This is a genomic window from Pseudoxanthomonas sp. Root65 (assembly GCF_001427635.1).
Lineage (GTDB): Bacteria > Pseudomonadota > Gammaproteobacteria > Xanthomonadales > Xanthomonadaceae > Pseudoxanthomonas_A.
The window spans coordinates 821096-846663 of the sequence record NZ_LMHA01000002.1; the positions used below are offsets into that span (position 1 = coordinate 821096).

The window sequence follows — 25568 nt, forward strand, 5'->3', positions numbered from 1 at the left end:
TCCCGTTCCCGCCGGGCGCGCCGGCACGGCCGCCGCTGCGCCTCTGGTATCCTTGCCGACCGATTCCATCCCCCCGCGACACGACCCATGATCGAGCTGAACCCCATCCGCCAGCGCATCGCCGACCTGCAGGACAGGCTGGCCTCGCTCCGGGGGTATCTTTGACTACGATGCCAAGCGCGAGCGCCTGGAAGAAGTAAACCGCGAGCTGGAAAGCCCGGACATCTGGAACAACTCCGAATACGCTCAACAGCTCGGCCGCGAGCGGTCGCTGCTGGACAAGACGGTCAACGGCATCCGCGACATCGAGGAAGGCCTGACGGGGGCCAGCGAACTGCTGGAACTGGCCGAGATGGAGGACGACGAAGACACCGCGCATGCCGTGGTGGCCGATGTCGAGCGCTATGCCGCGCATGTGGACAAGCTGGAGTTCCAGCGCATGTTCTCCGGCAAGATGGACAGTTCCAACGCCTTCGTCGACATCCAGGCCGGTGCCGGCGGTACCGAGGCGCAGGACTGGGCGGAAATCCTGCTGCGCATGTACCTGCGCTGGTGCGAGTCGCGTGGCTGGAAGACCGAACTGATGGAAGCCAGCGGCGGCGACGTGGCCGGCATCAAGTCGGCCACGCTGCGGGTGGAGGGCGACTTCGCCTACGGCTGGCTGAAGACCGAGACCGGCGTGCACCGCTTGGTGCGCAAGTCGCCGTTCGATTCCGACAACCGCCGCCACACCAGCTTCACCTCGGTGTTCGTGTCGCCGGAAGTCGATGACAACATCGACATCGACATCAATCCCGCCGACCTCAAGACCGACGTGTACCGTTCGTCCGGCGCCGGCGGCCAGCACGTCAACAAGACCGAATCCGCGGTGCGCATCACCCACGTGCCGACCGGCATCGTGGTGGCCTGCCAGACCGGCCGCAGCCAGCACCAGAACCGCGACAACGCGATGAAGATGCTGGCCGCCAAGCTGTACGAACTGGAGATCCAGAAGCGCAACGCCGAGCGCGATGCGGTGGAAGCCACCAAATCCGACATCGGCTGGGGCAGCCAGATCCGCAACTACGTGCTGGACCAGAGCCGCATCAAGGACCTGCGCACCGGCGTGGAGCGCTCGGATACGCAGAAGGTGCTGGACGGCGACCTGGACGAGTTCGTCGAAGCCAGCCTGAAGTCCGGCCTGGAGGCCGGCTCGAAACGCATCGACGCTTGAAAGCAGGGGTGAGGGGAGAGGAGTGAGGAGTGAGCGTCAGGTTCGCTCCCCACATTCCGGCTCCCCTCACTTCTCACTCCTCTCCCCTCACTCCTCCCCGACGCCATGACCGACCCGACCCACGCCACGCCTCCCGCCGACGAGAACAGCCTCATCGCCGAGCGTCGCGCCAAACTGACCGCGCTGCGCGGGCAGGGCATCGCGTTCCCCAACGATTTCCGTCGGACCGACTATGCGGGCGACCTGCAAACGCAGTACGAGGACGCCGAGCTGTGGACGGGCGAGGCGCTGGAAGGCAGCGGCCGGCAGGTCAAGCTGGCCGGGCGCCTGATGGCCAAGCGGGTGATGGGCAAGGCCAGCTTCGTGCAGATCCAGGACGAGTCCGGCCGCATCCAGCTGTTCCTGCAGGCCAACACGCTGGGTGAGACCTACGATGCGTTCAAGGGCTGGGACATCGGCGACATCGTCGGCGTGGAAGGCGGGCTGACCCGCACCCGCACCGGCGAACTGTCGGTCAAGGCGGAGGCGTTCCGCCTGCTCACCAAGTCGTTGCGTCCGCTGCCGGACAAGTGGCATGGCCTGTCGGACGTGGAGCAGCGCTACCGCCAGCGCTACGTCGACCTGATCGTCACGCCGGAAGCGCGTGCGGTGTTCATCAAGCGCTCGCGCATCATCCGCGCGATCCGCGAGTGGCTGGACGCCCGGCGCTTCCTCGAGGTCGAGACGCCGATGATGCATTACATTCCCGGTGGCGCCGCAGCCAAGCCGTTCACCACCCACCACAATGCGCTGGACCTGGACCTGTACCTGCGCGTGGCGCCGGAGCTGTACCTCAAGCGCCTGGTGGTCGGCGGCCTGGAACGCGTCTACGAGATCAACCGCAATTTCCGCAACGAAGGCGTCAGCACGCGCCACAACCCGGAATTCACCATGCTCGAGCTGTACGAGGCCTACGCCTCGTACACCGAGATCATGGACCTGACCGAGGGCGTCATCCGCGACGTGGCGCACGAGGTACTGGGTACCGGGCAGGTGAGCTGGGACGGCGAGGACATCGACCTGGAGCCGGCGTTCCGCCGCTGGCGCATGGACGAGGCCGTGCGCCACCACAATCCCGAGATCAGCGCCGCGGACTGCACGGACCGCGACGCGCTGGTGCGCCACTGCGAGCGCCTGAAGATCCACGTCAAGCCGTCCTATGGCTGGGGCAAGCTGCTGCTGGAGATCTTTGAGAAGACCGTCGAGCACACCTTGGTGCAGCCGACCTTCATCACCGACCACCCGGTGGAGGTGTCGCCGCTGGCGCGCGCCAACGACGACCAGCCGGGCTACACCGATCGGTTCGAGCTGTTCATCAATGGCAAGGAGATCGCCAACGGCTTTTCCGAGCTGAACGACCCCGAGGACCAGGCCGCGCGCTTCATGGCCCAGGTCCAGGCCAAGGAAGGTGGCGACGACGAGGCCATGCATTTCGATGCCGACTACATCCGTGCGCTGGAGGTCGGTCTGCCGCCCACCGGCGGCCTGGGCATCGGCATCGACCGGCTGGTCATGCTGCTGACCGGGTCGGAATCGATCCGCGATGTCCTCCTGTTCCCCTACATGCGCCCGGAAAGCCAGGGCTGAAAGAGCAGCCCCGGCACGTCAATCGAGTGACGTTCCGGGGCAGAATGGGCGCTCGCCGGCATGACGCGGCGGGTCCACTGGCGCTGGGCGATGCCGCTGCCGGGCATCGTTTTCCCGGCCATCCACCCGCCACGGAGGGACGGGAAGGCCGCAATTCCGTGACGGAGGTCAATTTGCTCAGCCCTGACAGGCCCTTGCGACGGCTGGCACGCTTCCTGCGTCGACTCACGCGCAGGTCGGTCAATTTTCCGCCGCCCGCGCCGATAGAAGTCAGGGGAGGGGGCCCCGGGATTCGCATCGGTTCCCTTCGTGGATCACGGACCCCGCCCGGGCCCGTGCCGCCGAACAGGACTGACGACATGTTGGATGCGAGCGCCGCCGGAGTATCCTTCCCCGATAGCCACGTGACGTGGCCACAAGGGGTGGGCAACGCTTTGAATATCGTCATCGTCGACGATCAGACGTCCGCGCGCACGATGCTGCGCCATGTCATCGAGGACATCGCGTCCGAACTGGCCGTCCACGATTTCGGCGATCCGTTGGCCGCCCTGCAATGGTGCGAGAAGAACCGCACCGACCTCCTGCTGCTCGATTACCGCATGCCGGGGATGGACGGCCTGGAGTTCGCCCGCCGCTTCCGCCGCCTGCCCATGCATCGCGACATCGCGATCATCCTGATCACCGTGGTCGGCGACGAGCCGATCCGCCAGGCCGCGCTGGAAGCCGGCGTCATCGATTTCCTGGTCAAGCCGGTCCGCCCGCGCGAACTGCGCGCCCGCTGCCGCAACCTGCTGCAACTGCGCCAGCAGTCCGAGAACGTCAAGCAGCGCGCCCTGTCGCTGGAGCAGCGCCTGCTGTCCAGCATGCACGAGGTAGAGGAGCGCGAGCGGGAGACCCTGTCGCGCCTGGCCCGTGCCATCGAGTACCGCGACAGCGGCACCAGCGCCTATCTGGAGCGCATGGCCCACGTGGCGGGCCTGATCGCCGAGCAGCTCGGCCTGCCGGAAGACGAGGTGCGCACCATTGAAATGGCGGCGCCGCTGCACGACATGGGCAAGATCGCCATTCCCGACTCGGTGCTGATGAAGGCCGGTCCGCTGACGGCCGAGGAGACCGACGTCATGCGCCGCCATCCGAAGATCGGCCACCAGCTGCTGTCGGGCAGCCAGAACCGTTTCATCCAGACCGGCGCGCTGATCGCGCTGCGCCACCACGAGCGCTACGACGGCAGCGGCTATCCCGATGGCCTCGTCGGTGAGCAGATCCCGTTGGAAGCGAGGATAGTGGCGGTGGCGGATGTGTTCGATGCGCTGATTTCGCCACGCCCGTACAAGAAGGCGTGGGAGAAGGATGCCGCGCTGGCGTACCTGTACGCACAGCGCGGTCGCCTGTTCGACCCCGCATGTGTCGACGCGCTGATCCGAGGGCGGGCGCGGCTGGACGACATCTGCGAACGCTACTCGACGGTGCAGAGCCGTCCAGGGATGGAGTAAGCCATGAGCAACCCTCTCAGCTGGATCAAGTCCCGCCTGGCGCACCGCAGCGACAGCGAGCACGGCCAGGCGCTGATCCGCGTCGCGCTGATCTCCATCATCCTGGTCTACGCGCTGCTGCCTTCCTCGCGCGAAGCACTGCCGTCCGGCGAGTACGCGATCGTCCTAGCCATCATCACCTCGGGGCTGGTGAACAGCCTGGGCATCTTCGCGTGGCTGCTGGTGCAGCCGGGCACCTCGCATGTGCGCCGCGGGCTGGGCATGGTCGCCGACTACGGCCTGCTGGCCGCCGCGATGAACGGCATGGGCGAGCCGCTGTCGTGGGCCTACGTGGTGCTGATGTGGATCACCGTCGGCAACGGCCTGCGCTACGGCAACCGCTACCTGGTGATCGCCGTGGCGATGGCCAGTACCGCCTTCGCGACCGTGGTCGCGATGAACGATTACTGGCGCGGCAACCTGACGCTGGGCGTGGGCCTGGTGCTGGGCCTGATCGCGGTGCCGATGTACCTCTCCGGCCTGCTGCGGGACCTGACCCGCGCCACCGATGAAGCGCGCCGCGCGAACGAAGCCAAGAGCCGCTTCCTGGCCAACATGAGCCATGAATTCCGCACGCCGCTCAACGGCCTGGCGGGCATGTCCGAACTGCTGGCGACCACGCGGCTGGATGCCGAACAGCGCGAATGCCTGTCCACCATCCAGGCGTCGACGCGCACCCTGCTGGGCCTGGTCGAGGACGTGCTGGACATCTCCGCGATCGAAGCCGGCAAGGTCAAGCTCAACGTGGTGGAGTTCTCGCCGCGCGAACTGGTCGACAGCATCGGCCTGATCCTGATGCCGCAGGCCCGCGGCAAGCAGGTCCGCTACGAAGGCGTGGTGGACGACGCCATTCCGCTCAAGCTGCGCGGCGACGCCGGCCATCTGCGGCAGGTGCTGCTGAACCTGGCGGGCAATGCGGTGAAGTTCACCGACGAGGGCGAAGTGCGCATGGTCGTCGTGCCGACGCTGGCCGACGGCAACCAGCTGCGCCTGCGTTTCACCGTGACGGATACGGGCATCGGTGTTCCCATGGCGCTGCGCGAGCGGCTGTTCGAGGCCTTCGAGCAGGCCGACGGCAGCCTGTCGCGCCGCTACGGCGGCACCGGCCTGGGCACGACCATCGCCAAGGGCCTGACCGAGGCGATGGGCGGCACCATCGGTTTCGAGAGCCATGAACAGCGGGGCAGCTGCTTCTGGGTCGAACTGCCGTTCGAGGCGGTGCCGGAGCGCGTGATGGTGCCGGCCGTGCACGGCCATGCGGAATGGCTGCGGGAAGAATCCGAAACGTCGAGCGCGGAGAACATCATCGCGTTCTCCGATCCGTTCCTGCGCCATCGCGCGCGCGTGCGCAGCATGCAGATCCTCGTTGCCGACGACCACGAGGCGAACCGCATGGTGGTGCAGCGCCTGCTGCAGAAGGCCGGCCACCGCATCGTCTGCGTCAACGGCGGCGAGGAAGTCCTCGATGCGCTGGAATCGGCGTCCTACGACGCCGTCATCTGCGACCTGCACATGCCCGGCCTGAGCGGCCTGGACCTGCTGAAGCAACTGCGCGTGATGGAAGCCGGCAGCGGCAGCCGCACGCCGGTGCTCATCCTGAGTGCGGACGTCACGCCCGAATCCATCCAGCGCTGCGAACAGGCCGGCGCCCGTGCGTTCCTGGCCAAGCCGGTGGTGGCGACGCGCCTGCTGGATGCGCTGGCCGACATCGCCACGTCCGGTCGCGTCACGGCCACGGCGACCAGCGTGGCGCCGGTGCGCGCGGAAGTCTCGGACGGCGTGCTGGATGTCAGCGTGCTGGACGAACTCACCGCGCTGGGCATGGGCGACGCCTTCGAGCGCGAGTTCATCGAACAGTGCCTCAACGACGCCGATGGCTGCATCGGGGCCATGGCGCACGCGATGGAGCGCGGCGATGGTGAACACCTGCGCGAGCATGCGCATGCGTTGAAAGGCGTGGCCAGCAACCTCGGCCTGGTGAAACTGGCGGCGGCGGCGGGCGAAATGATGAGCCTGGCCGACTGGCAGATCACGCGCGAATGGCGGCATCGCCTGGCGGCGTTGAACTCGCACCTGAGTCATGGCCGTGCCGCGCTCGATGCGCGCCAGCGCGTGCGCAACGCCGGCGGGAAGGGCAACGAGAACTCCTCTTCCTGAGCGCCGCGGGTCGGATCGACGCCGGCGGGAACAGGAAGGAATGCGGACCGAGGGTGCGCCGCTGCGCGAGGCAGGGTCCGAGGCGAGTACGGTGGCCCGGACTCGCCCTTGAAGGCGCCATGCGCGCTTCAACCCCCTGGTTTTCCCCTGTGGTTTCCTGCGATGGACGCAGAACTGCAGGCGATCAGGCTGCGCGGATGGACCGCTTTTCCTGCGCGCGGACGATGCGCTCCATCATCTTCAGCGACTTGTCGCCGAGGGTGAGGGCGGTGTCGACCCACACTTCGGTGATGCCCATCAGTTCGTCATAACCGACCGGCTGGGCGAGGTTGCGGCAGGCATTCAGTGCCAGGTGCGCATGCGGCGAACGGCGCTGCTTGTCGATGATGGACTGCACCGCCGCGGCGCCTTGGCCCTTCGGCACCAGCACATCCACCACGCCCATCGCATGCAGTTCGTCGCTGGTGTAGATGTTGCCGTCCAGGATGATCTTTTCGGCGACCTGCGGCGAGACGCGCTTGCACAGGAAGGAGTAGGCGCCCATGCCCGGGAACAGCCCGAACAGCACTTCCGGCAGGCCCATGTCCACGCCTTCCTCGGCGACGATGGTGTGGCAGGAAAGCGCGATCTCCAGGCCACCGCCCAGCGCATCGCCCTGGATCAGGGCGATCGTGCGGACATCGCCGCCGAGACCGGTGTTGAGGTGGTGGACGCCATCGATGCAGCGGCGCGCGTAGCTCAGCAGGCGGTCGCGGTTGTTTTCGCGGATCAGCTGCGAGAACAGCTCCAGGTCGCCGCCGAGGTTGAATGCATTGGCGTCGGAGGCGACCACCAGGTGCCGCAGCTTGCCCGGCTGGCGCTGGGATTCGCGCAGGGTGATCGAATTCATGAAGCTCAGCACGTCATCGAGCATCTGGCTGCGGAAGCAGGGACGCACGCCGGGCGCGGCATCCGAGTGCATGTACATCCAGTGGGCATCACCGCTGGGTTCGGACTCGACGCGGATGGTCGGGAAGGCGCGGGTACGCTGCAGTTTTTCGACGTTGTTCATGGAGAGCTCCTTGGAGGGGTTGCTTGCCCGCGCGGCAGGGGATGCGGGTGACGGATTTATGTGACGCAGGTGGCATCACGCGCCGATCCTACACCTGAACGAATAATTAAAATCCAGTGCACGCGCGCGCTTGTGGCACATCGCGCCGGTCCGCCTGCCATCAGCCTCCATATTTGTGACGGGCGTCTAGAATCGGCCCCTAAGCTGCTGAACCAAAAGAAAAAGGCCGGCTCAAGGCCGGCCTCTTCCTGAATACTGAACAGCCCTTCACGCGGTTTTTGCGGGCTCCCGGAGTTCCTTGCGCAGGATCTTGCCGACGTTGGTCTTCGGCAACTCCGTACGGAACTCGATGTGGCGCGGCTGCTTGTAGCCGGTGAGATTGTCGCGGCAGAACGCCTTCACCTGTTCGGCGGTGAGGGCCGGGTCCTTCTTCACGATGAAGACCTTCACGGCTTCGCCCGACTTGTCGTCCGGCACGCCGATCGCGGCCACTTCCAGCACGCCGTCCAGGCCGGCGATGACATCTTCGACTTCGTTCGGGTACACGTTGAACCCCGACACCAGGATCATGTCCTTCTTGCGGTCGACGATGTAGAAGAAGCCGTTCTCGTCCATTTTGGCCATGTCGCCGGTGTGCAGCCAGCCATCGGCGTCCATCACGTTGGCGGTTTCCTCGGGCCGCTGCCAGTAGCCCTTCATCACCTGCGGGCCCTTGATGCACAGTTCGCCCACTTCGCCCGTCGGCACGATGTTGCCATCGTCGTCCTTCAGGCAGGCATCGGTGGAGGGCACCGGCAGGCCGATGGCGCCGTTGTAGTCGTGCAGGTCCATCGGATTGATGCAGGCCGCGGGGGAGGTTTCGGTCAGGCCGTAAGCTTCGACCAGCGTGACGCCGGTGACCTTCTTCCACTTCTCCGCCACGGCGCGCTGCACCGCCATGCCGCCGCCCAGCGTCATCTTGAGGTTGGAGAAATCCACCTCGTCGAAGCCCGGCGTGTTGAGCAGGCCGTTGAACAACGTGTTGACGCCAGTGATCGCGGTGAAGCGCGTGGCTTTCAGTTCCTTGACGAAGCCCGGCATGTCGCGCGGATTGGTGATCAGGTGGTTCAAGCCACCGAGCTTCATGAAGACCAGGCAGTTCGCCGTCAGTGCGAAGATGTGGTACAGCGGCAACGCGGTGATGATCACCTCGTTGCCGTAGTCCAGTCCGGTGCCGACCCACACGCCGGCCTGCTGCATGTTGGCCACCAGGTTGCGGTGCGTCAGCATCGCGCCCTTGGCCACGCCGGTGGTGCCGCCGGTGTATTGCAGGAAAGCGATGTCGCCGGAGTCGATGTCGACGTCGGGCAGGGTATGCAGTTGGCCCAGCGTCAGCGTGTCCTTGAAGCGGACGGTGCCCGGGATGTCGTAGTCCGGCACCATCTTCTTCACGTACTTCAGTACGAAGTTGACGATCGCGCCCTTCGGGAAACCGACCAGGTCGCCCAGCGCGGTGGTGATGACCTGCTTCACCTGCGTGCCGGCGAGTGCTTCCTGTGCGGTCTTGCCGAAGTTGTCGACCACCAGCAGCACGCTGGCGCCGGAATCGACCAGCTGGTGCTTGAGTTCGCGCGGGGTGTACATCGGATTGACGTTCACCACGGTCAGGCCGGCACGCAGCACGCCGAAGATCGCGATGGGGTACTGCAGGCAGTTCGGCATCATGATGGCGACGCGGTCGCCCTTCTTGAGCTTGAGCTCGCCGAGCAGGTAGGCCGCGAACTGGCGGCTGAGCTTGTCGATCTCGCCGTAGGTCAGGGTCTTGCCGAAGTTGCGGAACGCGGGGCGGTCGCGGTACTTGCTGATCGCCTCATCGAAGACGGACACGATGGAGCGGTACTGCTCCAGGTCCACCTGCTGCGGCACGCCTTGCGGATAGCTCTTGAACCACGGACGTTCCTGACTCATCGTTCCACTCCCTCCCCAGGGTCTTCGGGTTGCCTTGCGGCGCTCATTGGGCAAACGCCGGATACGGCGCCTGCTGGGAGCATACCGTTCCGGATGGAAAAGGCGAAGGTTTCGATGGCGAGCAGTGGTTGGAGCGTGCGCGGATGTCTGCTGGCGGCGATGTCGATGCTCGCCGCCTGCACGGGCGGCACGCCCGAGGCACAGTTGCGGCAGCAGTTCGACGAGATGCAGGCGGCGGTGGAAGCCGGGCGGCCGGGGGATTTCATCGACGGGGTCAGTCCGGCGTTCACCGGCGGAGACGGGATGGATCGTGCTGCGTTGCACAACCTGCTGCGCGCGCGTGCACTGACGAACACGCGCATCGGTGCCACCACGGGACCGCTGGATGTCACAGTCGATGGCGACAACGCGGAGGTGGCGTTCGACCTGTTGCTGACCGCCGGCAGCGGTGGCCTGCTGCCGGACCAGGCGGGCACGTATCGCGTGGTGACAGCATGGCGGCAGGAGGACGGTGAGTGGCGCGTCCACCACGCCCGCTGGGAACGCGGTCGCTGATCACTTCGCCGGGGTGAGCGTTCCGCCAGACCAGCGGTAACGCAAGGTCTTGGCGATGCTCGGACAGCAGCGCGGATCGTTGGCGGCGGGCCATTTGGTTTTCAGCTCGATCACGCCGCCGTCCGCCCTCATGCCTTCCACCAGGCCAAGCGCATCCTGCGTTTCGCCCACTGGCGCATAGCGCGATCCCTGTTTCGCCAGCACGGCGACGCCATGGTGCCAGTAGGTGGGGCCGTACAGGGTCCACAGGAAGACGATCTCCGCTTCGCCATCGCTGTCGAGGTCGGCCACCACCACGTCGCCAGCTTCGTGGCTCTCCTGCGGATTGCCGCCCGCCGCCTGCTTGCCGGCGACGAACTGTTCGGCGATGCGCTGCGCCTGCTCCTTGTCCGGATCGGCGGCCAGGCATGGGCTGGCGACCAGCAATGCCACACACACGCAGGCGTACCGCAGTGCAGAACCCGGGCATGTTGTCATGACCGATCCCCGTGGCCCCGGGCGGAGGCCTTCGATACCCGCAACGCCGGGAAGGCGCAGAACCGGCAACGGGTCGGCTTGCCCTGCAGCGGTGGGGACGGGATCATCAGTGCCTGCAACAGGGGAATACCTTCATGTCGAATCGCTGGACGCTCCTGGCGTGCCTGTGGCTGGCCACCGCCAACGCTTTCGCGCAGGAAGCGCTGCCATACCAGACACCGCCAGCGGAGATCCTGCAGTTGGCGGATGTGCAGCGGCCGCCCAGCGTGGTGACGGACAGTCGCAAGACCCGTTTGGTGCTGTTCTACCGCGACGTATTCAAGTCGCTGGCGGAGCTCTCGGACGAGGAACTGCGGCTGGGTGGCTTGCGGGTGAACCCGCGCACCAACATCGCCAGCACCACTACCTATTTCAACAACCTGCAGGTGCAGGCGCTTGCAGGCGGCACGCCACGGCCGGTGACCGGCCTGCCGGCGACGCCGCGTCTGGCCAACTTCACCTGGTCGCCGGACGAGGCGCGGCTGGCCTTCACGCACACCACCCGCGTCGGCGTGGAGGCATGGGTGCTGGACCTGGCGTCCGCGCGCGCCACGCGCCTGACCGAGGCGCGCGTGAACGGCAACGTGGGCAACCCGTTGACGTGGTTCCGCGACAACCAGGCCTTGCTGGTGCGCATGCTGCCGGCGCAAAGGCCCGCATTGGTCGACACGGCACGCGAGGTGCCGACCGGCCCCATCGTGTCCGTCAGCGACGGGAGCAAGGCGCAGAACCGCACCTACCAGGATCTGCTGAAGAACCCGCAGGACGAGGCGAACTTCACGGTGCTGGCCACGTCGGAACTGCATCGCGTGCCCTTGAAGGGACGCGCGACGCGGTGGCGTGGCGCCGCCATGTACACCGGCGAATCCTTCTCGCCCGATGGTCGCTACGTTTTGCTGCGCACGCTGCGCACGCCGTTCTCCTACCTGGTGCCGTACAGCCGGTTCCCGTATCGCGCCGAGGTCGTGGAGACGACCGGCAAGGCGGTGGTGACGGTGGTCGACGCGCCGCTCGCCGAAAACCTGCCGAAGGGATTCATGGCCGTGCGTGCGGGTCGTCGCGATATCGACTGGCGTGCGGACCAGCCGGCGACGCTGGTGTGGGCGGAGGCCTTGGACAAGGGTGACCCGGCGGTGAACGTGCCGTTCCGCGATGAAGCCTTCGCCTGGGAAGCGCCGTTCGCCACACCGCCGCGCTCCATCTTCAAGACCATCGATCGCGTGCAGGGTGTGCTGTGGGGCGATGATCGCCACGCGATCGTCACCGATTACTGGTGGAACACCCGCAACACGCGCACCTATCTGTTCGATCCGTCGAAGGCCGGCGCGCCGCTGCGCGAACTGGGCAGCCGCAACTACCAGGACCAGTACAGCGATCCGGGCGAGTTCGAGACCCGTCGCAGTGCCGCCGGCGAGCGGGTGCTGGCCCTGGACGACGGCCAGGCGCACCTGATCGGCGATGGCTTCACGCCGGAGGGGCAGTTCCCCTTCATCGACCGCATGGACCTGGCCAGCGGCAGCAAGGAGCGTCTGTACACCTCGCGCCTGACCGGCCAGAAGGAGACGATCCAGGCCCTGCTGGATCCGCGTGCAGGCACCGCGCTGGTGCGGCTGGAATCACCGACCGCATTCCCCAACTACTACATCCGCCAACTGACGCAGCGGATCGCGCCGGTGGCGGTGACGCACTTCGAAAATCCGTTCAAGGGCCTGCAGGGCGTCCACAAGCAAGTGCTGACCTACACGCGAGCCGATGGCCTGCCGCTGACCGGCACGCTCTATCTGCCGGCCGGCTACGATCGTGTCGCGAAGACGGAGAAACTGCCGCTGGTGATGTGGGCTTATCCCGCCGAGTACAAGGACCGCAACAGCGCCGGCCAGAACACCACCAACCCCAACGAATTCATCTTCCCGAGCTACGGCTCCCCGATCTACTGGGTGACGCGCGGTTACGCGGTGCTGGATGACGCGGCGTTCCCGATCGTCGGCGAAGGCAAGGCGGAACCCAACGACACCTTCGTCGCACAACTCGTGGCCAACGCCAGGGCGGCGATCGATGCAGTGGATGCGCTGGGCTACATCGACCGCAGCCGCGTGGCGGTGGGCGGGCACTCCTACGGCGCGTTCATGACGGCGAACCTGCTGACGCATTCGGACCTGTTCGCGGCCGGTATCGCGCGCAGTGGCGCCTACAACCGCACGCTGACGCCGTTCGGCTTCCAGCAGGAAGAGCGCAACTACTGGGAGGCACCCGAGGTCTACAACGGCATGTCGCCCTTCATGCACGTGGACAAGATGAAGACGCCGCTGCTGCTGGTGCATGGCGAGGCCGACAACAACTCAGGCACGTTCACCATGCAGAGCGAACGCTACTTCAATGCACTGAAAGGGTTCGGCGCGCCGACGCGGCTGGTGCTGCTGCCAAAGGAGAGCCACGGCTATGCCGCGAAGGAATCGGTCCTGCACCTGCTGTGGGAGCAGGACCAATGGTTGGAGCGCTACGTCAAGAACAAGGGTCAGGCCACGGGTGCCGCGCCCGCCGCTGCAACGCCCTGACGCCGATCCCGGACTGAAGAAGGCCGCCCTCGGGCGGCCTTCCTGTTTCCGGTGATGCCTGTTCTCAGGCCGCCTTGCGGGCGGCCAGCTGACGCAGCACGTAATGCAACAGGCCACCGTGACGGAAGTACTCCACTTCCTTCGGCGTCAGCAGCAGCACCTTGGCCTGGAACGCGACCGTGGTGCCGTCGGCCTTGCGTGCGGTCACGGTCGCGGTCTTCGCCGCGCCGTCCTGCAGGCCGGTGACGTCGAACACCTCCGAACCCTCCAGGCCCAGCGAGTGTGCGTTCTGGCCGTCGACGAACTGCAGTGGCAGCACGCCCATGCCGACCAGGTTGGAGCGGTGGATGCGCTCGAAGCTCTCTGCGATCACCGCCTTCACGCCCAGCAGGTTGGTGCCCTTCGCCGCCCAGTCGCGCGAGGAGCCGGTGCCGTACTCCTTGCCGGCGATCACCACCAGCGGCACGCCGTCGGCCTGGTACTTCATCGACGCGTCGTAGATCGACATCTTCTCCGGCGGCGTGCTGCCGAAGTACAGCGTATTGCCGCCTTCCTCGCCACCGAACATCAGGTTCTTGATGCGGATGTTGGCGAAGGTGCCGCGCACCATGACATCGTCGTTGCCGCGGCGGCTGCCGTAGCTGTTGAAGTCGACCGGCTGCACGCCGCGCGACATCAGGAAGCGGCCCGCCGGCGAGTCCTTCTTGATGTTGCCGGCGGGCGAGATGTGGTCGGTGGTGATGGAGTCGCCGAACAGGCCCAGCACGCGCGCACCGTGCACGTCGTCGATGCTGCCCACGTCCATCGACATCCCGTCGAAGTAGGGCGGGTTCTTGATGTAGGTCGAATCGCCGTCCCATGCGTACAGATCACCATCGGGCGAGGCGATGGTGTTCCAGCGCGCGTCGCCCTTGAACACGTCGGCATAGTTCTTGGCGAACATCTCGGGTCCGACCGTGCGCGCGATGAAGTCGCCGATTTCCTTGTTCGTCGGCCAGATGTCCTTGAGATACACCGGCTGGCCATCGCTGCCCATGCCCAGCGGCTCGGTGGTCATGTCGATGTCGGTGGTGCCGGCGATGGCATACGCCACCACCAGCGGTGGACTGGCCAGATAGTTCATCTTCACTTCGGGATGCACGCGGCCCTCGAAGTTGCGGTTGCCCGACAGTACCGACGCGGCCACCAGATCGTCGGCGGCGATGGCGGCCGACACATCGTCCGGCAGCGGTCCGGAGTTGCCGATGCAGGTGGTGCAGCCGTAGCCGACCACGTAGAAGCCGAGCTTCTCCAGATCGTCGAGCACGCCGGCCTTTTCGAGGTAATCGGTCACCACGCGCGAACCGGGGCCGAGCGAGGTCTTGACCCACGGCTGCGCCTTCAGCCCCTTGGCCACCGCGTTGCGGGCGAGCAGGCCGGCGCCCAGCATCACGGCCGGGTTGGAGGTGTTGGTGCAGGAGGTGATGGCGGCGATCACCACGTCGCCGTCGCGCAGTTGCTTGGTGCCGCTGTCGGGCGCGGATTCGCGCGCGGCCTCCTTCGCCCCGACGGCCGTGCCGCCGCCGCCCTCGTTCTTCAGGCGGTCTTCCTGCACCAGGTCGATGCGCTTGCGGCGGGCATCGGCGAACGGCACCAGGTTGTCGCGGAAGTTCTGCTTCACGTCCTGCAGCAGCACGCGGTCCTGCGGGCGCTTGGGACCGGCCAGCGAGGGCTTCACGTCGCCCATGTCCAGGTGCAGCGTGGCGCTGTACTCGGCGTGCGGGCTGTTGGCGTCGTGCCACAGGCCCTGGGCTTTGGCGTAGGCCTCGACCAGCGCGATCTGCTCCTCGCTGCGGCCGGACAGGCGCAGGTAGGTCAGCGACTCGTGGTCGATCGGGAAGATGCCGCAGGTAGCGCCGTATTCGGGCGCCATGTTGCCGATGGTGGCGCGGTCGGCCAGCGGCAGGTGCTGCAGGCCGTCGCCGTAGAACTCGACGAACTTGCCCACCACGCCGAGCTTGCGCAGCATCTGGGTGACCGTCAGCACCAGGTCGGTGGCGGTGGCGCCTTCCGGCAGCCGGCCGCTCAGCTTGAAGCCGACCACCTGCGGGATCAGCATCGACGAGGGCTGGCCCAGCATGGCCGCTTCGGCCTCGATGCCGCCCACGCCCCAGCCCAGTACGCCGATGCCGTTGATCATGGTGGTGTGGCTGTCGGTGCCGAACACGGTGTCGGGATAGGCGATGGCCTGTCCGTCCTGCTCACCGGTCATCACCACGCGGGCCAGATTCTCCAGGTTCACCTGGTGGACGATGCCGGTGTTCGGCGGCACCACCTTGAAGTTGTCGAAGGCCTTCTGGCCCCAGCGCAGGAAGCCGTAGCGCTCCTTGTTGCGGTCGAATTCGATCTTGCCGTTGAGGTCCAGCGCGTCGGCGCTGCCGAACACGTCCACCTGCACCGAGTGGTCGATCACCAGTTCGGACGGGATCAGCGGATTGATCTGGTCCGGGCTGCCGCCCAGCTTGACCACGGCGTCGCGCATGGCGGCCAGGTCGACCACGCAGGGCACGCCGGTGAAGTCCTGCAGCACCACGCGGGCCGGCATGAACGCGATCTCGGTGTCGGGCTCCTTCGTCGCTTCCCAGCCGGCGACCGCCTGGATGTGCTCCGGCAGCACGGTCACCCCGTCCTCACAGCGCAGCAGGTTTTCCAGCAGGATCTTCAGGGAGTAGGGCAGGCGGGCGAAGCCTCCCTTCGGATCCAGCCGCTCGGCGAGCGCCGGCAGGCTGTAGTACGCATAGGACGTGCCGTTCACGTCCAGGGATCGGCGGGTGGCGAAGGAATCGCTCATCGCGGAGGCTCCTGTAGCTGGGGAAGGGGGTGCGGGAGCAGCATAAACCGTCCGTCCCGCGCGTCTTGTCGAGGCTTGCCCGGATTATCCGCCAACCCCGGGGCAGGCCGTGACCCGACGAAGGGATGGGGTGATGGACCGCCGTCGCCATGGGGTACGTCAACGAAAGTATGTATAATTCATCCATACTCAAGAGGGCGTGACGATGGAAGCCACCGTGGCCGAGCGCGGCCAGATCACCCTGCCCAAGGCCGTGCGCGATGCGCTGGGCCTGACCAAGGGCAGCGTGCTGAAGGTCGAGCTTGAAGGTAGCCGCATCGTGTTGCGAAAGAGCGTCGACGACGCGATTTCGCGCGTGCGCGGCAAGTTCGCCCTCGATGCCGACAGCCCGGCCGGTGGCGCCGGCGAATGATCGCCGTCGATGCCCCCGTCCTGATCGAGCTGCTGACGGACGGTCCGCGCGCCGACGCCGTCGAAGCCGGCCTGCGCCAGAGCCTGGGCAGCGGGCGGGTGGTCGTCTGCGATGCCGCACTGGCGCAACTCTGCGCCTCGCTGCGCAACGGCGCCGACGCGCTGGCCGCGCTGGAGGAGATGGGCGTGCACTACAGCCCCGTCGAAGCCAAGTCCGCGCTGCGGGCCGGCGAGATGCAGCGCCGGCACCGGCAGCGCGACGGCGAGGCGCGGCCGATCGCCGACTTCCTGGTCGGCGCGCACGCGCTGCTGCAGTGCGATGGCCTGATCACCTTCGACACCGCCTTCCATCGCGACTATTTCAAGGGCCTGAAACTGATCGTGCCCGCGAACGAATAAGCATCACCCCGTTTTCCCATTCCACCGCATCACCGAACGACCGGAGCCATCCATGTTGGAAGCCTATCGCCACCACGTAGCCGAGCGCGCCGCGCTGGGCATCCCGCCGCTGCCGCTGTCGGCCCAGCAGACGGCCGAGGTCATCGAGCTGCTGAAGAACCCGCCGGCCGGTGAAGAAGAGACCCTCGTCGAGCTGATCACGCACCGCGTGCCCGCCGGCGTGGACGACGCCGCCAAGGTCAAGGCGTCCTACCTGGCCGCCGTCGCCTTCGGGACCGAGAAGACCCCGTTGATCACGCCGCAGCGGGCCACCGAACTGCTGGGCACCATGCTGGGCGGCTACAACATCCACCCGCTGATCGACCTGCTGGACAACGCCGACCTCGGCGCCATCGCCGCCGAAGGCCTGAAGCACACGCTGCTGATGTTCGACAGCTTCCACGACGTGCAGGAAAAGGCCGAGCAGGGCAACGCCCACGCGCAGGCCGTGCTGCAGAGCTGGGCCGATGCCGAATGGTTCACCAGCAAGCCGGAAGTGCCGCAGAGCCTGACCGTCACCGTGTTCAAGGTGCCGGGCGAGACCAATACCGACGACCTGTCGCCGGCGCCGGACGCCACCACCCGTCCCGACATTCCGCTGCACGCACTGGCGATGCTGAAGAACAAGCGCCCCGACGCGCCGTTCGTGCCGGAGGAAGACGGCAAGCGTGGCCCGATCGCCGAAATCCTGTCGCTGAAGGACAAGGGTCACCTGGTCGCCTATGTCGGCGACGTGGTCGGCACCGGTTCCTCGCGCAAGTCGGCGACCAACAGCGTGCTGTGGTTCACCGGGCAGGACATCCCGTTCATTCCGAACAAGCGTTTCGGCGGCGTCTGCCTGGGCAGCAAGATCGCGCCGATCTTCTACAACACCATGGAAGACGCTGGCGCGCTGCCGATCGAACTCGACGTGTCGCAGATGAACCACGGCGACGTGGTCGAGCTGCGCCCGTACGACGGCAAGGCGCTGAAGGACGGACAGGTGATCGCCGAATTCCAGGTGAAGTCCGACGTGCTGTTCGACGAGGTGCGCGCCGGAGGCCGCATCCCGCTGATCATCGGCCGCGGCCTGACCGCGAAGGCGCGCGAAGCGCTGAAGCTGCCGGCAACGGACCTGTTCCGCCAGCCGCAGCAGCCGGTCGACAGCGGCAAGGGCTTTTCGCTGGCGCAGAAGATGGTCGGCCGCGCCTGCGGCCTGCCGGAAGGCCAGGGCGTGCGCCCGGGCACCTACTGCGAACCGAAGATGACCTCGGTGGGCTCGCAGGACACTACCGGCCCGATGACCCGCGACGAGCTGAAGGACCTGGCCTGCCTGGGCTTCTCGGCCGACCTGGTGATGCAGTCGTTCTGCCACACCGCCGCCTATCCCAAGCCGGTGGACGTCAAGACGCACCACACGCTGCCGGAGTTCATCTCCACCCGCGGCGGCATCTCGCTGCGTCCCGGCGATGGCGTGATCCACAGCTGGCTCAACCGCATGCTGATGCCCGACACCGTCGGCACCGGTGGCGATTCGCATACGCGCTTCCCGGTGGGCATCTCGTTCCCGGCCGGCTCGGGCCTGGTCGCGTTCGCCGCGGCCACCGGCGTGATGCCGCTGGACATGCCGGAGTCGGTGCTGGTGCGTTTCAAGGGCGAGATGCAGCCGGGCGTGACCCTGCGCGACCTGGTCAATGCCATCCCGTACTACGCGCTGAAGTCCGGCCTGCTGACGGTCGCCAAGCAGGGCAAGAAGAACATCTTCTCCGGCCGCATCCTGGAGATCGAAGGCCTGCCGGACCTGAAGGTGGAGCAGGCGTTCGAGCTGTCCGACGCGTCGGCCGAGCGCTCCGCCGCCGGCTGCACGGTGCGGCTCAACAAGGAGCCGATCATCGAGTACCTGACCAGCAACATCACGCTGCTGAAGTGGATGATCGCCGAAGGCTATGCCGACGCCCGTTCGCTGGCCCGCCGCATCAAGAAGATGGAGGAGTGGCTGGCCGACCCGCAGCTGCTGGAACCGGATGCCGACGCCGAGTACGCCGCCGTCATCGAGATCGACCTGGCCGACGTGCACGAGCCGCTGCTGGCCTGTCCGAACGATCCGGACGACGTGAAGACGCTGTCCGACGTGGCCGGCACCGCGATCGATGAGGTTTTCATCGGTTCGTGCATGACCAACATCGGCCACTTCCGCGCGGCGGCCAAGCTGCTGGAAGGCAAGCGCGACATCCCGACCCGCCTGTGGGTCGCGCCGCCGACCAAGATGGACGCCTCCGAGCTGACCAAGGAAGGCGTCTACGGCACCTTCGGCACCGCCGGCGCGCGCATGGAAATGCCGGGCTGCTCGCTGTGCATGGGCAACCAGGCGCAGGTGCGCGAGGGCGCGACGGTGTTCTCCACCAGCACCCGCAACTTCCCGAACCGACTGGGGCGCAATTCCAACGTGTTCCTCGGCTCGGCCGAACTGGCGGCGATCTGCTCGCGTCTGGGCCGCATCCCGACCAAGGCCGAGTACATGGCCGACATCGGCGTGATCAACGACAACGGCGCCGAGATCTACCGCTACATGAACTTCGACCAGATCCAGGAGTACCAGGACGTGGCGAAGACCGTCGCGGCCTGAGGTCGGACGGAGACGAAAAAGCCCGGCATCGCCGGGCTTTTTTTTTGGAAGATGCCTGCCTCAGGGCAGCCAGTCGTCCACGGCGTCCAGCATCTGCCGACGACTGAAGACGAAGTCCCACATCGTGCCGCCCATCTGACGCCACAGCACCGCCGAGCGGACCGCCGCCAGCAGGATGGCGCGGATCTCCGCCACCACGCCCGGTTGACCCAAGTAGTGCGGATTGCCCTGGACCATCACGCGCGGGCGCAGATGGCTGATGGTGTCCGCGTAGAGGCCGCCCAGTGCCGACAGGACGTCGGGATGCGTGCTGCCGTGCTGCTCGGCGCGCGGTGCGATCTCGGCCAGGCCGCGGGTCACCGCATGCACCGTATCGTCTTCCCGCACGAAGCGACGCTCCAGTTGCAGCACGGCCATGGCCAGGCGCGAGAGGCCGTTGTCCTGCGTTTCCTTGGCCAGGTAGCCCCGCAGCACGCGCAGGCCCGGCGTGATGTCGCCGACGCGGCCATACACGGCCAGCGGCGTGGCCGCGTCGATGCGGAACACGCTGTCCAGCGCGGCCTGCACGGCGGCAGCTTCCGATTGGCCGGTGTCGGCGATGCGTCTCACCTGGTGGAGGGCCTGCGCCAGCCCGGCGAGGGCCAGTACGCGGTCGGAATATCGATTGCTCAAGCTGCTTGCTCCGCGAGTTTCGTTTCGAGAGGGGCGTCCGTACGCGCGATCACCGCGCCCCCCAGGCATTCATCGCCAGCGTAAAGGACCAGCGACTGCCCGGGCGTGACGGCGCGCTGGGGCTGCAGGAACCGCACCGACACGCTGCCGTCGTCCAGCACTTCCACCTCGCAGTCCTCGTCGGGCTGGCGATAGCGCGTCTGCGCGGTGCAGGCAAAGCGGCCCGCAGGCGGACTGCCGGCCACCCAGTGCGCGCTTTCCGTCCACAGCCGCGTGGACATCAGGTAAGGACTCTGCGTGTCCTGGTCGACGTACAGCACGTTGCCGGCGACATCCTTGCCGACCACGTACCACGGCGCCTGCGGGCGGCCGCGCACGCCGCCGATCTGCAGGCCCTCGCGCTGGCCCAGGGTGAAATAGAACACGCCGGGGTGCTCGCCGATCACCTGGCCCGTGGGGTCACGCATCTCACCCTTCTTCGCAGGCAGATAGCGCCCGAGGAACTCGCGGAAATCGCGTTCGCCGATGAAGCAGATGCCGGTTGAATCTTTCTTGTCGTGGGTCTGCAGGCCGGCCTCCCGCGCTATGCGGCGCAGCGCGGTCTTCTGCAGTTCGCCGATCGGGAACAAGGTGGCCGACAGCTGCGCCTGGCCCAGCTGGTGCAGGAAGTAGCTCTGGTCCTTGCTGCGGTCCACGCCGCGCAGCAGGCGCCAGCGGCCGCCTTGCCGATCGACGCGCGCGTAGTGGCCGGTAGCGATCTTCTCGGCGCCGAGCTCGCGCGCAGCATCGAGGAAATGCTTGAACTTCACCTCGCGGTTGCACAGCACGTCCGGGTTGGGCGTGCGACCGGCGGCGTACTCGGCGAGGAAGTGCTCGAACACGCCTTGCCAGTACTCGCGGGAGAAGTCGCGGAAGTGGAACGGAATGCCTAGCCGCCCGCAGACCGCGACGGCATCGCGGCGATCGTCTTCGGCGCGACAATCGCCGCTGCCGTCCTCGGCCCAGTTCTGCATGAACAGGCCGGCGACGGATTCGCCCTGTTGCACCAGTTGCAATGCGGCCACCGACGAATCCACGCCGCCGGAGACTCCGACGATGACGCGTGGCGCGCTCATGCGATCTGCTGCAGCGTCGACAGCGGCGAACGACGCCCGGACAGGAAGTCCTGCACCACCTGCCACACCAGCGGGCTGCGGTGGCGGTCGGACTGTGCCTGCAGTTCGGCCGGCGTCAGCCACAGCGCCTGCACGATGCCATCGTCGAGCGGGCTGTCCGGCAGGTGGCGCACGGGGTCGGCCGCGAACGCAAAGCGCAGGTAATGGCGTCCGCTCTCGGCCTTCCACTGGTAAGCCCCGATGAAGGCGGTCGGCGCTACCTCCCAGCCGGTCTCCTCCAGCGTCTCGCGGCGGGCGGCTTCCAGCAGGCTTTCGTCGGGCTCCAGGTGGCCGGCCGGCTGGTTGAACACCAGGCGGCCCTGCGCACGCTCTTCCACCATCAGCAGCTTGCCGTCGCGGACCACCACCGTGGCCACGGTGACGTCCGGCTGCCAGAAGCGTCCCTCGCGATAGCTCACTTACAGTTCGTCCTTGTCGCCGGAGAGTTCGATTTCCTTGTTGTCCGCGGTCTCGGACGCGATGTCCATGGCGGCCTCCAGCGCGGCACCGTCGATGCTGTCCGGCAGCTTGATGACGAAGTACAGGACGTCGCCCGAGACCTCCCAGCTGCCGAGCTTCTTGCTGCGGCTGTCGGCGAGCAGGGCCATCGCCTTGGCGCCATCGATGCCGTCCGCGGCGACGCGGCCGGCCGGCGAGAAGACTTCGCGGATGCTGATGCCGTTGACCTGCTCGGTGCGGCCGGACACGAAGACCAGCTGCGTGCGGTTCTCCTGCTTGTAGGAGTAGGTGACCTTGTAATCGCCGTCCGCGTCCACTTCGAACTGGACGCCACGCGCCTTCAGGCGGGCATCCACCGACGCGTCGGCGGCCAGCGCCGGCATCGCAAGGGTGGCGGCGCACAGGACAAGGACAGCGGGCAGGCGGGACAACGTGGGCTTCATGGCAGGGTTCGTCGGGCTGGGATGGCGCATTGTGGCCGGGGTCACGCATCGCGTCCATGCGGCCGGCGCTGGCTGGCGCCTATAATTGGCGCATGCCCCGCAAGAACGAAAACGAACGCGACCATGGCCTGATGGTGGAAACCAGCCGGCCCGAGGTCGCGCCGCCGCCGCTGTACCAGGTGCTGCTGCTCAACGACGACTACACGCCCATGGATTTCGTGGTGACCGTGCTGCAGCAGTTCTTCGTCATGGACCTGGAAAAAGCCACCCAGGTGATGCTGCACGTGCATACCCGCGGCCGCGGCGTCTGCGGCGTGTACACCCGCGAGGTGGCCGAGTCCAAGGTGGCCCAGGTCAACGAGTTTTCCCGTATGAACCAGCATCCCCTGCTGTGCACGATGGAGAAATCCTGACGGGGACCGGCGCGGGTATGCTGGGCCGGATACGGTGTGGGGGCGCCGCCGCGATGTGCAAGGCAACGATCCCTGAACACTGAAATCCGGTAGGGTGATGGAAAACCGCCCGCCAAGCCGCATATTGTCGGCATAGGCCCCGGAGGCAACCATGTTCAGCAAAGACCTCGAGCAGACCATCGGACAGTGCTACAAGCGCGCCCGCGAAGCTCGGCACGAATTCATGACCGTCGAGCACCTGCTGCTCGCGCTGCTCGAAAACCCCTCGGCGCAGGCCGTCCTGAAGGCGACCGGCGCGGACGCCAACCGTCTGCGGGCGGACCTGGAACAGGCCATCGAGGCATCCGTCTCGCGGCTGGCGGAAGACGACGGCCGCGACACCCAGCCGACGCTGGGCTTCCAGCGCGTGCTGCAGCGCGCCGTCTACCACGTGCAGTCTTCGGGCAAGAAGGAGGTCACCGGCGCCAACGTACTGGTCGCGATCTTCGGCGAGAAGGACTCCCACGCGGTGTACTTCCTCAACCAGCAGGACGTCACCCGCCTCGACATCGTCAACTACCTGTCCCACGGCATCGCCAAGCAGGGTGAGGAGAACGAGGCCGGCGGGCAACCGGAGGGCGAGGGCAAGGCCGAGGGTCCGGAAGGCGAGGGCAAGGGCGACGCCCTGACCGAGTTCGCCAGCAACCTGAACGACATGGCGCGCCAGGGCCGGATCGACCCGCTGGTCGGCCGCGGCGACGAGATCGAGCGGACCATCCAGGTCCTGTGCCGGCGCCGCAAGAACAATCCGCTCTACGTCGGCGAGGCCGGGGTGGGCAAGACGGCGCTGGCCGAGGGGCTGGCCAAGCGCATCGTCGAGGGCGAAGTGCCCGACGTGCTGCTGGACGCCGTCATCTACTCGCTGGATCTTGGCGCGCTGGTCGCCGGCACCAAGTACCGCGGGGACTTCGAAAAGCGGTTGAAGGGCGTGCTGGCGGCGATCAAGAAGATCCCTGGCGCCATCCTGTTCGTCGACGAGATCCACACCATCATCGGTGCGGGTTCCGCCAGCGGCGGCACGATGGATGCGTCCAACCTGATCAAGCCGGCGCTGGCGTCGGGCGAACTGCGCTGCATCGGCTCGACCACGTTCCAGGAATACCGCGGCATCTTCGAGAAGGACCGGGCGCTGGCGCGCCGCTTCCAGAAGATCGACATCGTCGAGCCCACCGTGGGCGAGACCTACGAGATCCTGCAGGGCCTCAAGCCCAAGTACGAATCGCACCACGGCGTGACGTACGCCGACGATGCGCTGCAGGCGGCGGTGGACCTGTCGGTGAAGCACATCGGCGACCGCCTGCTGCCGGACAAGGCGATCGACGTGATCGACGAGGCCGGCGCCCGCCAGCGCCTGCTGCCGGAAGGCACGCGCAAGGAGCTGATCGACGTCGAGGAGATCGAGACCATCGTCGCGAAGATGGCGCGCATCCCGGCCAAGCAGGTGTCGTCGTCCGACAAGGACGTGCTTCAGCACCTGGAGCGCAACCTGAAGATGGTCATCTTCGGGCAGGATCCGGCCATCGAGACGCTGGCCTCGTCCATCAAGCTGGCGCGCAGTGGCCTGGCCAATCCCGAGAAGCCGATCGGCAACTTCCTGTTCGCCGGCCCCACCGGTGTCGGCAAGACCGAGGTCACCAAGCAGCTGGCGCTGCAGCTGGGCATCGAACTGGTGCGCTTCGACATGTCCGAGTACATGGAGCCGCATTCGGTCAGCCGCCTGATCGGTGCGCCCCCCGGTTACGTGGGCTTCGACCAGGGCGGTCTGCTGACCGAGAAGATCGTCAAGACGCCGCACTGCGTGCTGCTGCTGGACGAAGTAGAAAAAGCCCACCCGGACATCTTCAACATCCTGCTGCAGGTCATGGACCGCGGCGTGCTGACCGACACCAACGGCCGCGAGGCGAACTTCAAGAACGTCATCCTGGTGATGACCACCAACGCGGGCGCGGCGCAGGCGTCACGGCGGACCATCGGCTTCATGCAGCAGGACCATTCCACCGACGCGATGGAAGTGATCCGCCGCAGCTTCACGCCGGAGTTCCGCAACCGCCTGGACGCCATCGTGCAGTTCCAGGGGCTGGGCTTCGACCACATCCTGCGCGTGGTGGACAAGTTCGTCATCGAGCTGGAGATGCTGCTGCAGGAAAAGCACGTCAGCCTGTCGGCCACGCCGGCGGCGCGCGACTGGCTGGCGCAGCACGGCTTCGATCCGCTGATGGGCGCCCGCCCGATGGCCCGCCTGATCCAGGACAAGGTCAAGCGCCCGCTGGCCGACGAGCTGCTCTTCGGCAAGCTGGTCAACGGCGGACGGGTCAACATCGACGTACGCGATGGCGAACTGGTGGTGGATGCGCAAGCCGAGCCGGAGCGCTTGCTGCCGGCGACGGTGTGACCTCGCGCGCGAGGCATCGCGCCTGAAACGAGAAAGGCGGCCTGCGGGCCGCCTTTTTCTTTTCCCTCCGGGTCTTGTCCGTCAGCGCGAGGCGCGCTTCTTGCGGACGGCGAACTCGTCGGCGGTCATGGATTCCACGGACGCGACACGACAGGTATCGCGCTTGGTCTTCACGCGCGTATCGGCGGCGCACAGGCGGTTGGCCTGGCCCTGGGTGCTGATGTCGACGCGGGGTGTGGTCAGGATGGAGTCGCAGCTGTGCTGGAACGACACCCGGTAGTGATCGCTGCCGTTGCGGAGGAAGAACTGCTGGCCTCCGCCGGCACGCACGATCTCCTGGTCATCGCCCAGGTCGACGCACTCGGTGATGGCGTCTCCCGCGAAAGCGGCGATGGGGGCCGTGGCCAATGCCATGGCAAGCAGCAGGCGGGTGGGGCGACGGGAGTTCATGGCGGCTCTCTTCGTGGTCTGCGCCCGGAAGTGGACGCCTCACCATGCTGGGGCCGCGGCCGCGGCGATGAATCTGCCTGAAGTCCGCGTGACCACCGGCCCGGTGTCTT

The 25568-nt window shown here is 66.8% G+C and carries 20 protein-coding genes; 11 read left to right on the forward strand and 9 right to left on the reverse strand.

The window, feature by feature from the left end:
- The first annotated feature begins 87 nt into the window (after nt 1-87).
- The 4 genes from prfB to ASD77_RS14370 all read left to right on the forward strand — a co-directional run bounded on the left by prfB (nt 88) and on the right by ASD77_RS14370 (nt 6528).
- A protein-coding gene (gene prfB, locus ASD77_RS14355; protein ID WP_156383654.1) for a peptide chain release factor 2 occupies nt 88-1213 on the forward strand; the annotation gives its coding sequence in 2 pieces (ribosomal slippage) (nt 88-162 and nt 164-1213; 1125 coding nt in all).
- 105 nt (nt 1214-1318) lie between these two features.
- Nucleotides 1319-2839, forward strand: coding sequence for a lysine--tRNA ligase (gene lysS / locus ASD77_RS14360; protein ID WP_055943121.1), 1521 nt, complete (start codon nt 1319-1321; stop codon nt 2837-2839).
- A 359-nt stretch (nt 2840-3198) separates the two neighbouring features.
- Nucleotides 3199-4332 carry a two-component system response regulator gene (locus tag ASD77_RS14365; protein ID WP_082563315.1) on the forward strand — a complete coding sequence of 378 codons (1134 nt, stop codon included), beginning with the start codon at nt 3199-3201 and terminating at the stop codon, nt 4330-4332.
- Nucleotides 4333-4335: 3 nt separating this feature from the next.
- Nucleotides 4336-6528 carry an ATP-binding protein gene (locus tag ASD77_RS14370; protein ID WP_055943127.1) on the forward strand — a complete coding sequence of 731 codons (2193 nt, stop codon included), beginning with the start codon at nt 4336-4338 and terminating at the stop codon, nt 6526-6528.
- 184 nt (nt 6529-6712) lie between these two features.
- Here ASD77_RS14370 and ASD77_RS14375 read toward each other — a convergent pair whose 3' ends face one another.
- The gene (locus ASD77_RS14375) at nt 6713-7579 is read right to left on the reverse strand and encodes a crotonase/enoyl-CoA hydratase family protein (RefSeq protein WP_055943130.1); all 867 of its coding nucleotides are present in this window, start codon (nt 7577-7579) and stop codon (nt 6713-6715) included.
- Between the two features lie 267 nt (nt 7580-7846).
- Entirely contained in the window at nt 7847-9526 is a 1680-nt protein-coding gene (locus tag ASD77_RS14380; RefSeq protein WP_055943133.1) for a long-chain fatty acid--CoA ligase, read from the reverse strand.
- A 114-nt stretch (nt 9527-9640) separates the two neighbouring features.
- On the opposite strand from ASD77_RS14380, the gene ASD77_RS14385 reads away from it, so the two are divergent.
- The gene (locus ASD77_RS14385; RefSeq protein ID WP_156383655.1) at nt 9641-10081 is read left to right on the forward strand and encodes a nuclear transport factor 2 family protein; all 441 of its coding nucleotides are present in this window, start codon (nt 9641-9643) and stop codon (nt 10079-10081) included.
- On the opposite strand, the gene ASD77_RS14390 is transcribed toward ASD77_RS14385, so the two are convergent.
- Nucleotides 10082-10513 carry a hypothetical protein gene (locus ASD77_RS14390; protein ID WP_055943138.1) on the reverse strand — a complete coding sequence of 144 codons (432 nt, stop codon included), beginning with the start codon at nt 10511-10513 and terminating at the stop codon, nt 10082-10084. It lies immediately after the preceding gene.
- 179 nt (nt 10514-10692) lie between these two features.
- Between ASD77_RS14390 and ASD77_RS14395 the strand changes: the two genes are divergently transcribed.
- The gene (locus tag ASD77_RS14395) at nt 10693-13152 is read left to right on the forward strand and encodes a prolyl oligopeptidase family serine peptidase (protein ID WP_055943141.1); all 2460 of its coding nucleotides are present in this window, start codon (nt 10693-10695) and stop codon (nt 13150-13152) included.
- Nucleotides 13153-13216: 64 nt separating this feature from the next.
- Here ASD77_RS14395 and acnA read toward each other — a convergent pair whose 3' ends face one another.
- The gene (gene acnA, locus ASD77_RS14400) at nt 13217-15982 is read right to left on the reverse strand and encodes an aconitate hydratase AcnA (RefSeq protein WP_055943143.1); all 2766 of its coding nucleotides are present in this window, start codon (nt 15980-15982) and stop codon (nt 13217-13219) included.
- 205 nt (nt 15983-16187) lie between these two features.
- Between acnA and ASD77_RS14405 the strand changes: the two genes are divergently transcribed.
- Genes ASD77_RS14405 through acnB form a run of 3 tightly spaced genes read left to right on the forward strand, consistent with a single transcriptional unit; the run spans nt 16188 to nt 19436 of the window.
- A complete protein-coding gene (locus ASD77_RS14405) occupies nt 16188-16394 on the forward strand; it encodes an AbrB/MazE/SpoVT family DNA-binding domain-containing protein (RefSeq protein WP_055943147.1) in 207 nt (68 codons plus the stop codon).
- Entirely contained in the window at nt 16391-16792 is a 402-nt protein-coding gene (locus tag ASD77_RS14410) for a type II toxin-antitoxin system VapC family toxin (RefSeq protein WP_055943149.1), read from the forward strand. The genes ASD77_RS14405 and ASD77_RS14410 overlap by 4 nt, the downstream gene beginning before the upstream one ends.
- Nucleotides 16793-16844: 52 nt before the next feature.
- Nucleotides 16845-19436: a bifunctional aconitate hydratase 2/2-methylisocitrate dehydratase gene (acnB, locus tag ASD77_RS14415; RefSeq protein WP_055943151.1), complete on the forward strand. Its 2592-nt coding sequence runs from the start codon at nt 16845-16847 to the stop codon at nt 19434-19436.
- A gap of 60 nt (nt 19437-19496) precedes the next feature.
- Here acnB and hflD read toward each other — a convergent pair whose 3' ends face one another.
- From hflD to ASD77_RS14435, 4 genes are read right to left on the reverse strand one after another with little or no spacing between them, the layout of a single operon-like run.
- On the reverse strand, nt 19497-20108 hold the full coding sequence (hflD, locus tag ASD77_RS14420) for a high frequency lysogenization protein HflD (protein WP_055943153.1): 612 nt from the start codon (nt 20106-20108) through the stop codon (nt 19497-19499).
- Nucleotides 20105-21223, reverse strand: coding sequence for a tRNA 2-thiouridine(34) synthase MnmA (mnmA, locus tag ASD77_RS14425; RefSeq protein WP_055943155.1), 1119 nt, complete (start codon nt 21221-21223; stop codon nt 20105-20107). Before mnmA ends, hflD begins: the two co-directional genes overlap by 4 nt.
- Nucleotides 21220-21681, reverse strand: coding sequence for an NUDIX hydrolase (locus tag ASD77_RS14430; protein WP_055943159.1), 462 nt, complete (start codon nt 21679-21681; stop codon nt 21220-21222). Before ASD77_RS14430 ends, mnmA begins: the two co-directional genes overlap by 4 nt.
- The gene (locus tag ASD77_RS14435) at nt 21682-22164 is read right to left on the reverse strand and encodes a hypothetical protein (protein ID WP_055943162.1); all 483 of its coding nucleotides are present in this window, start codon (nt 22162-22164) and stop codon (nt 21682-21684) included.
- Between the two features lie 92 nt (nt 22165-22256).
- On the opposite strand from ASD77_RS14435, the gene clpS reads away from it, so the two are divergent.
- Nucleotides 22257-22577, forward strand: a complete 321-nt coding sequence (gene clpS / locus ASD77_RS14440) for an ATP-dependent Clp protease adapter ClpS (protein ID WP_055943165.1) — start codon at nt 22257-22259, stop codon at nt 22575-22577.
- Nucleotides 22578-22728: 151 nt separating this feature from the next.
- Nucleotides 22729-25008 carry an ATP-dependent Clp protease ATP-binding subunit ClpA gene (gene clpA, locus ASD77_RS14445; protein WP_055943168.1) on the forward strand — a complete coding sequence of 760 codons (2280 nt, stop codon included), beginning with the start codon at nt 22729-22731 and terminating at the stop codon, nt 25006-25008.
- An 81-nt stretch (nt 25009-25089) separates the two neighbouring features.
- On the opposite strand, the gene ASD77_RS14450 is transcribed toward clpA, so the two are convergent.
- Nucleotides 25090-25458, reverse strand: a complete 369-nt coding sequence (locus ASD77_RS14450) for a hypothetical protein (RefSeq protein ID WP_055943170.1) — start codon at nt 25456-25458, stop codon at nt 25090-25092.
- Nucleotides 25459-25568: the final 110 nt, after the last annotated feature.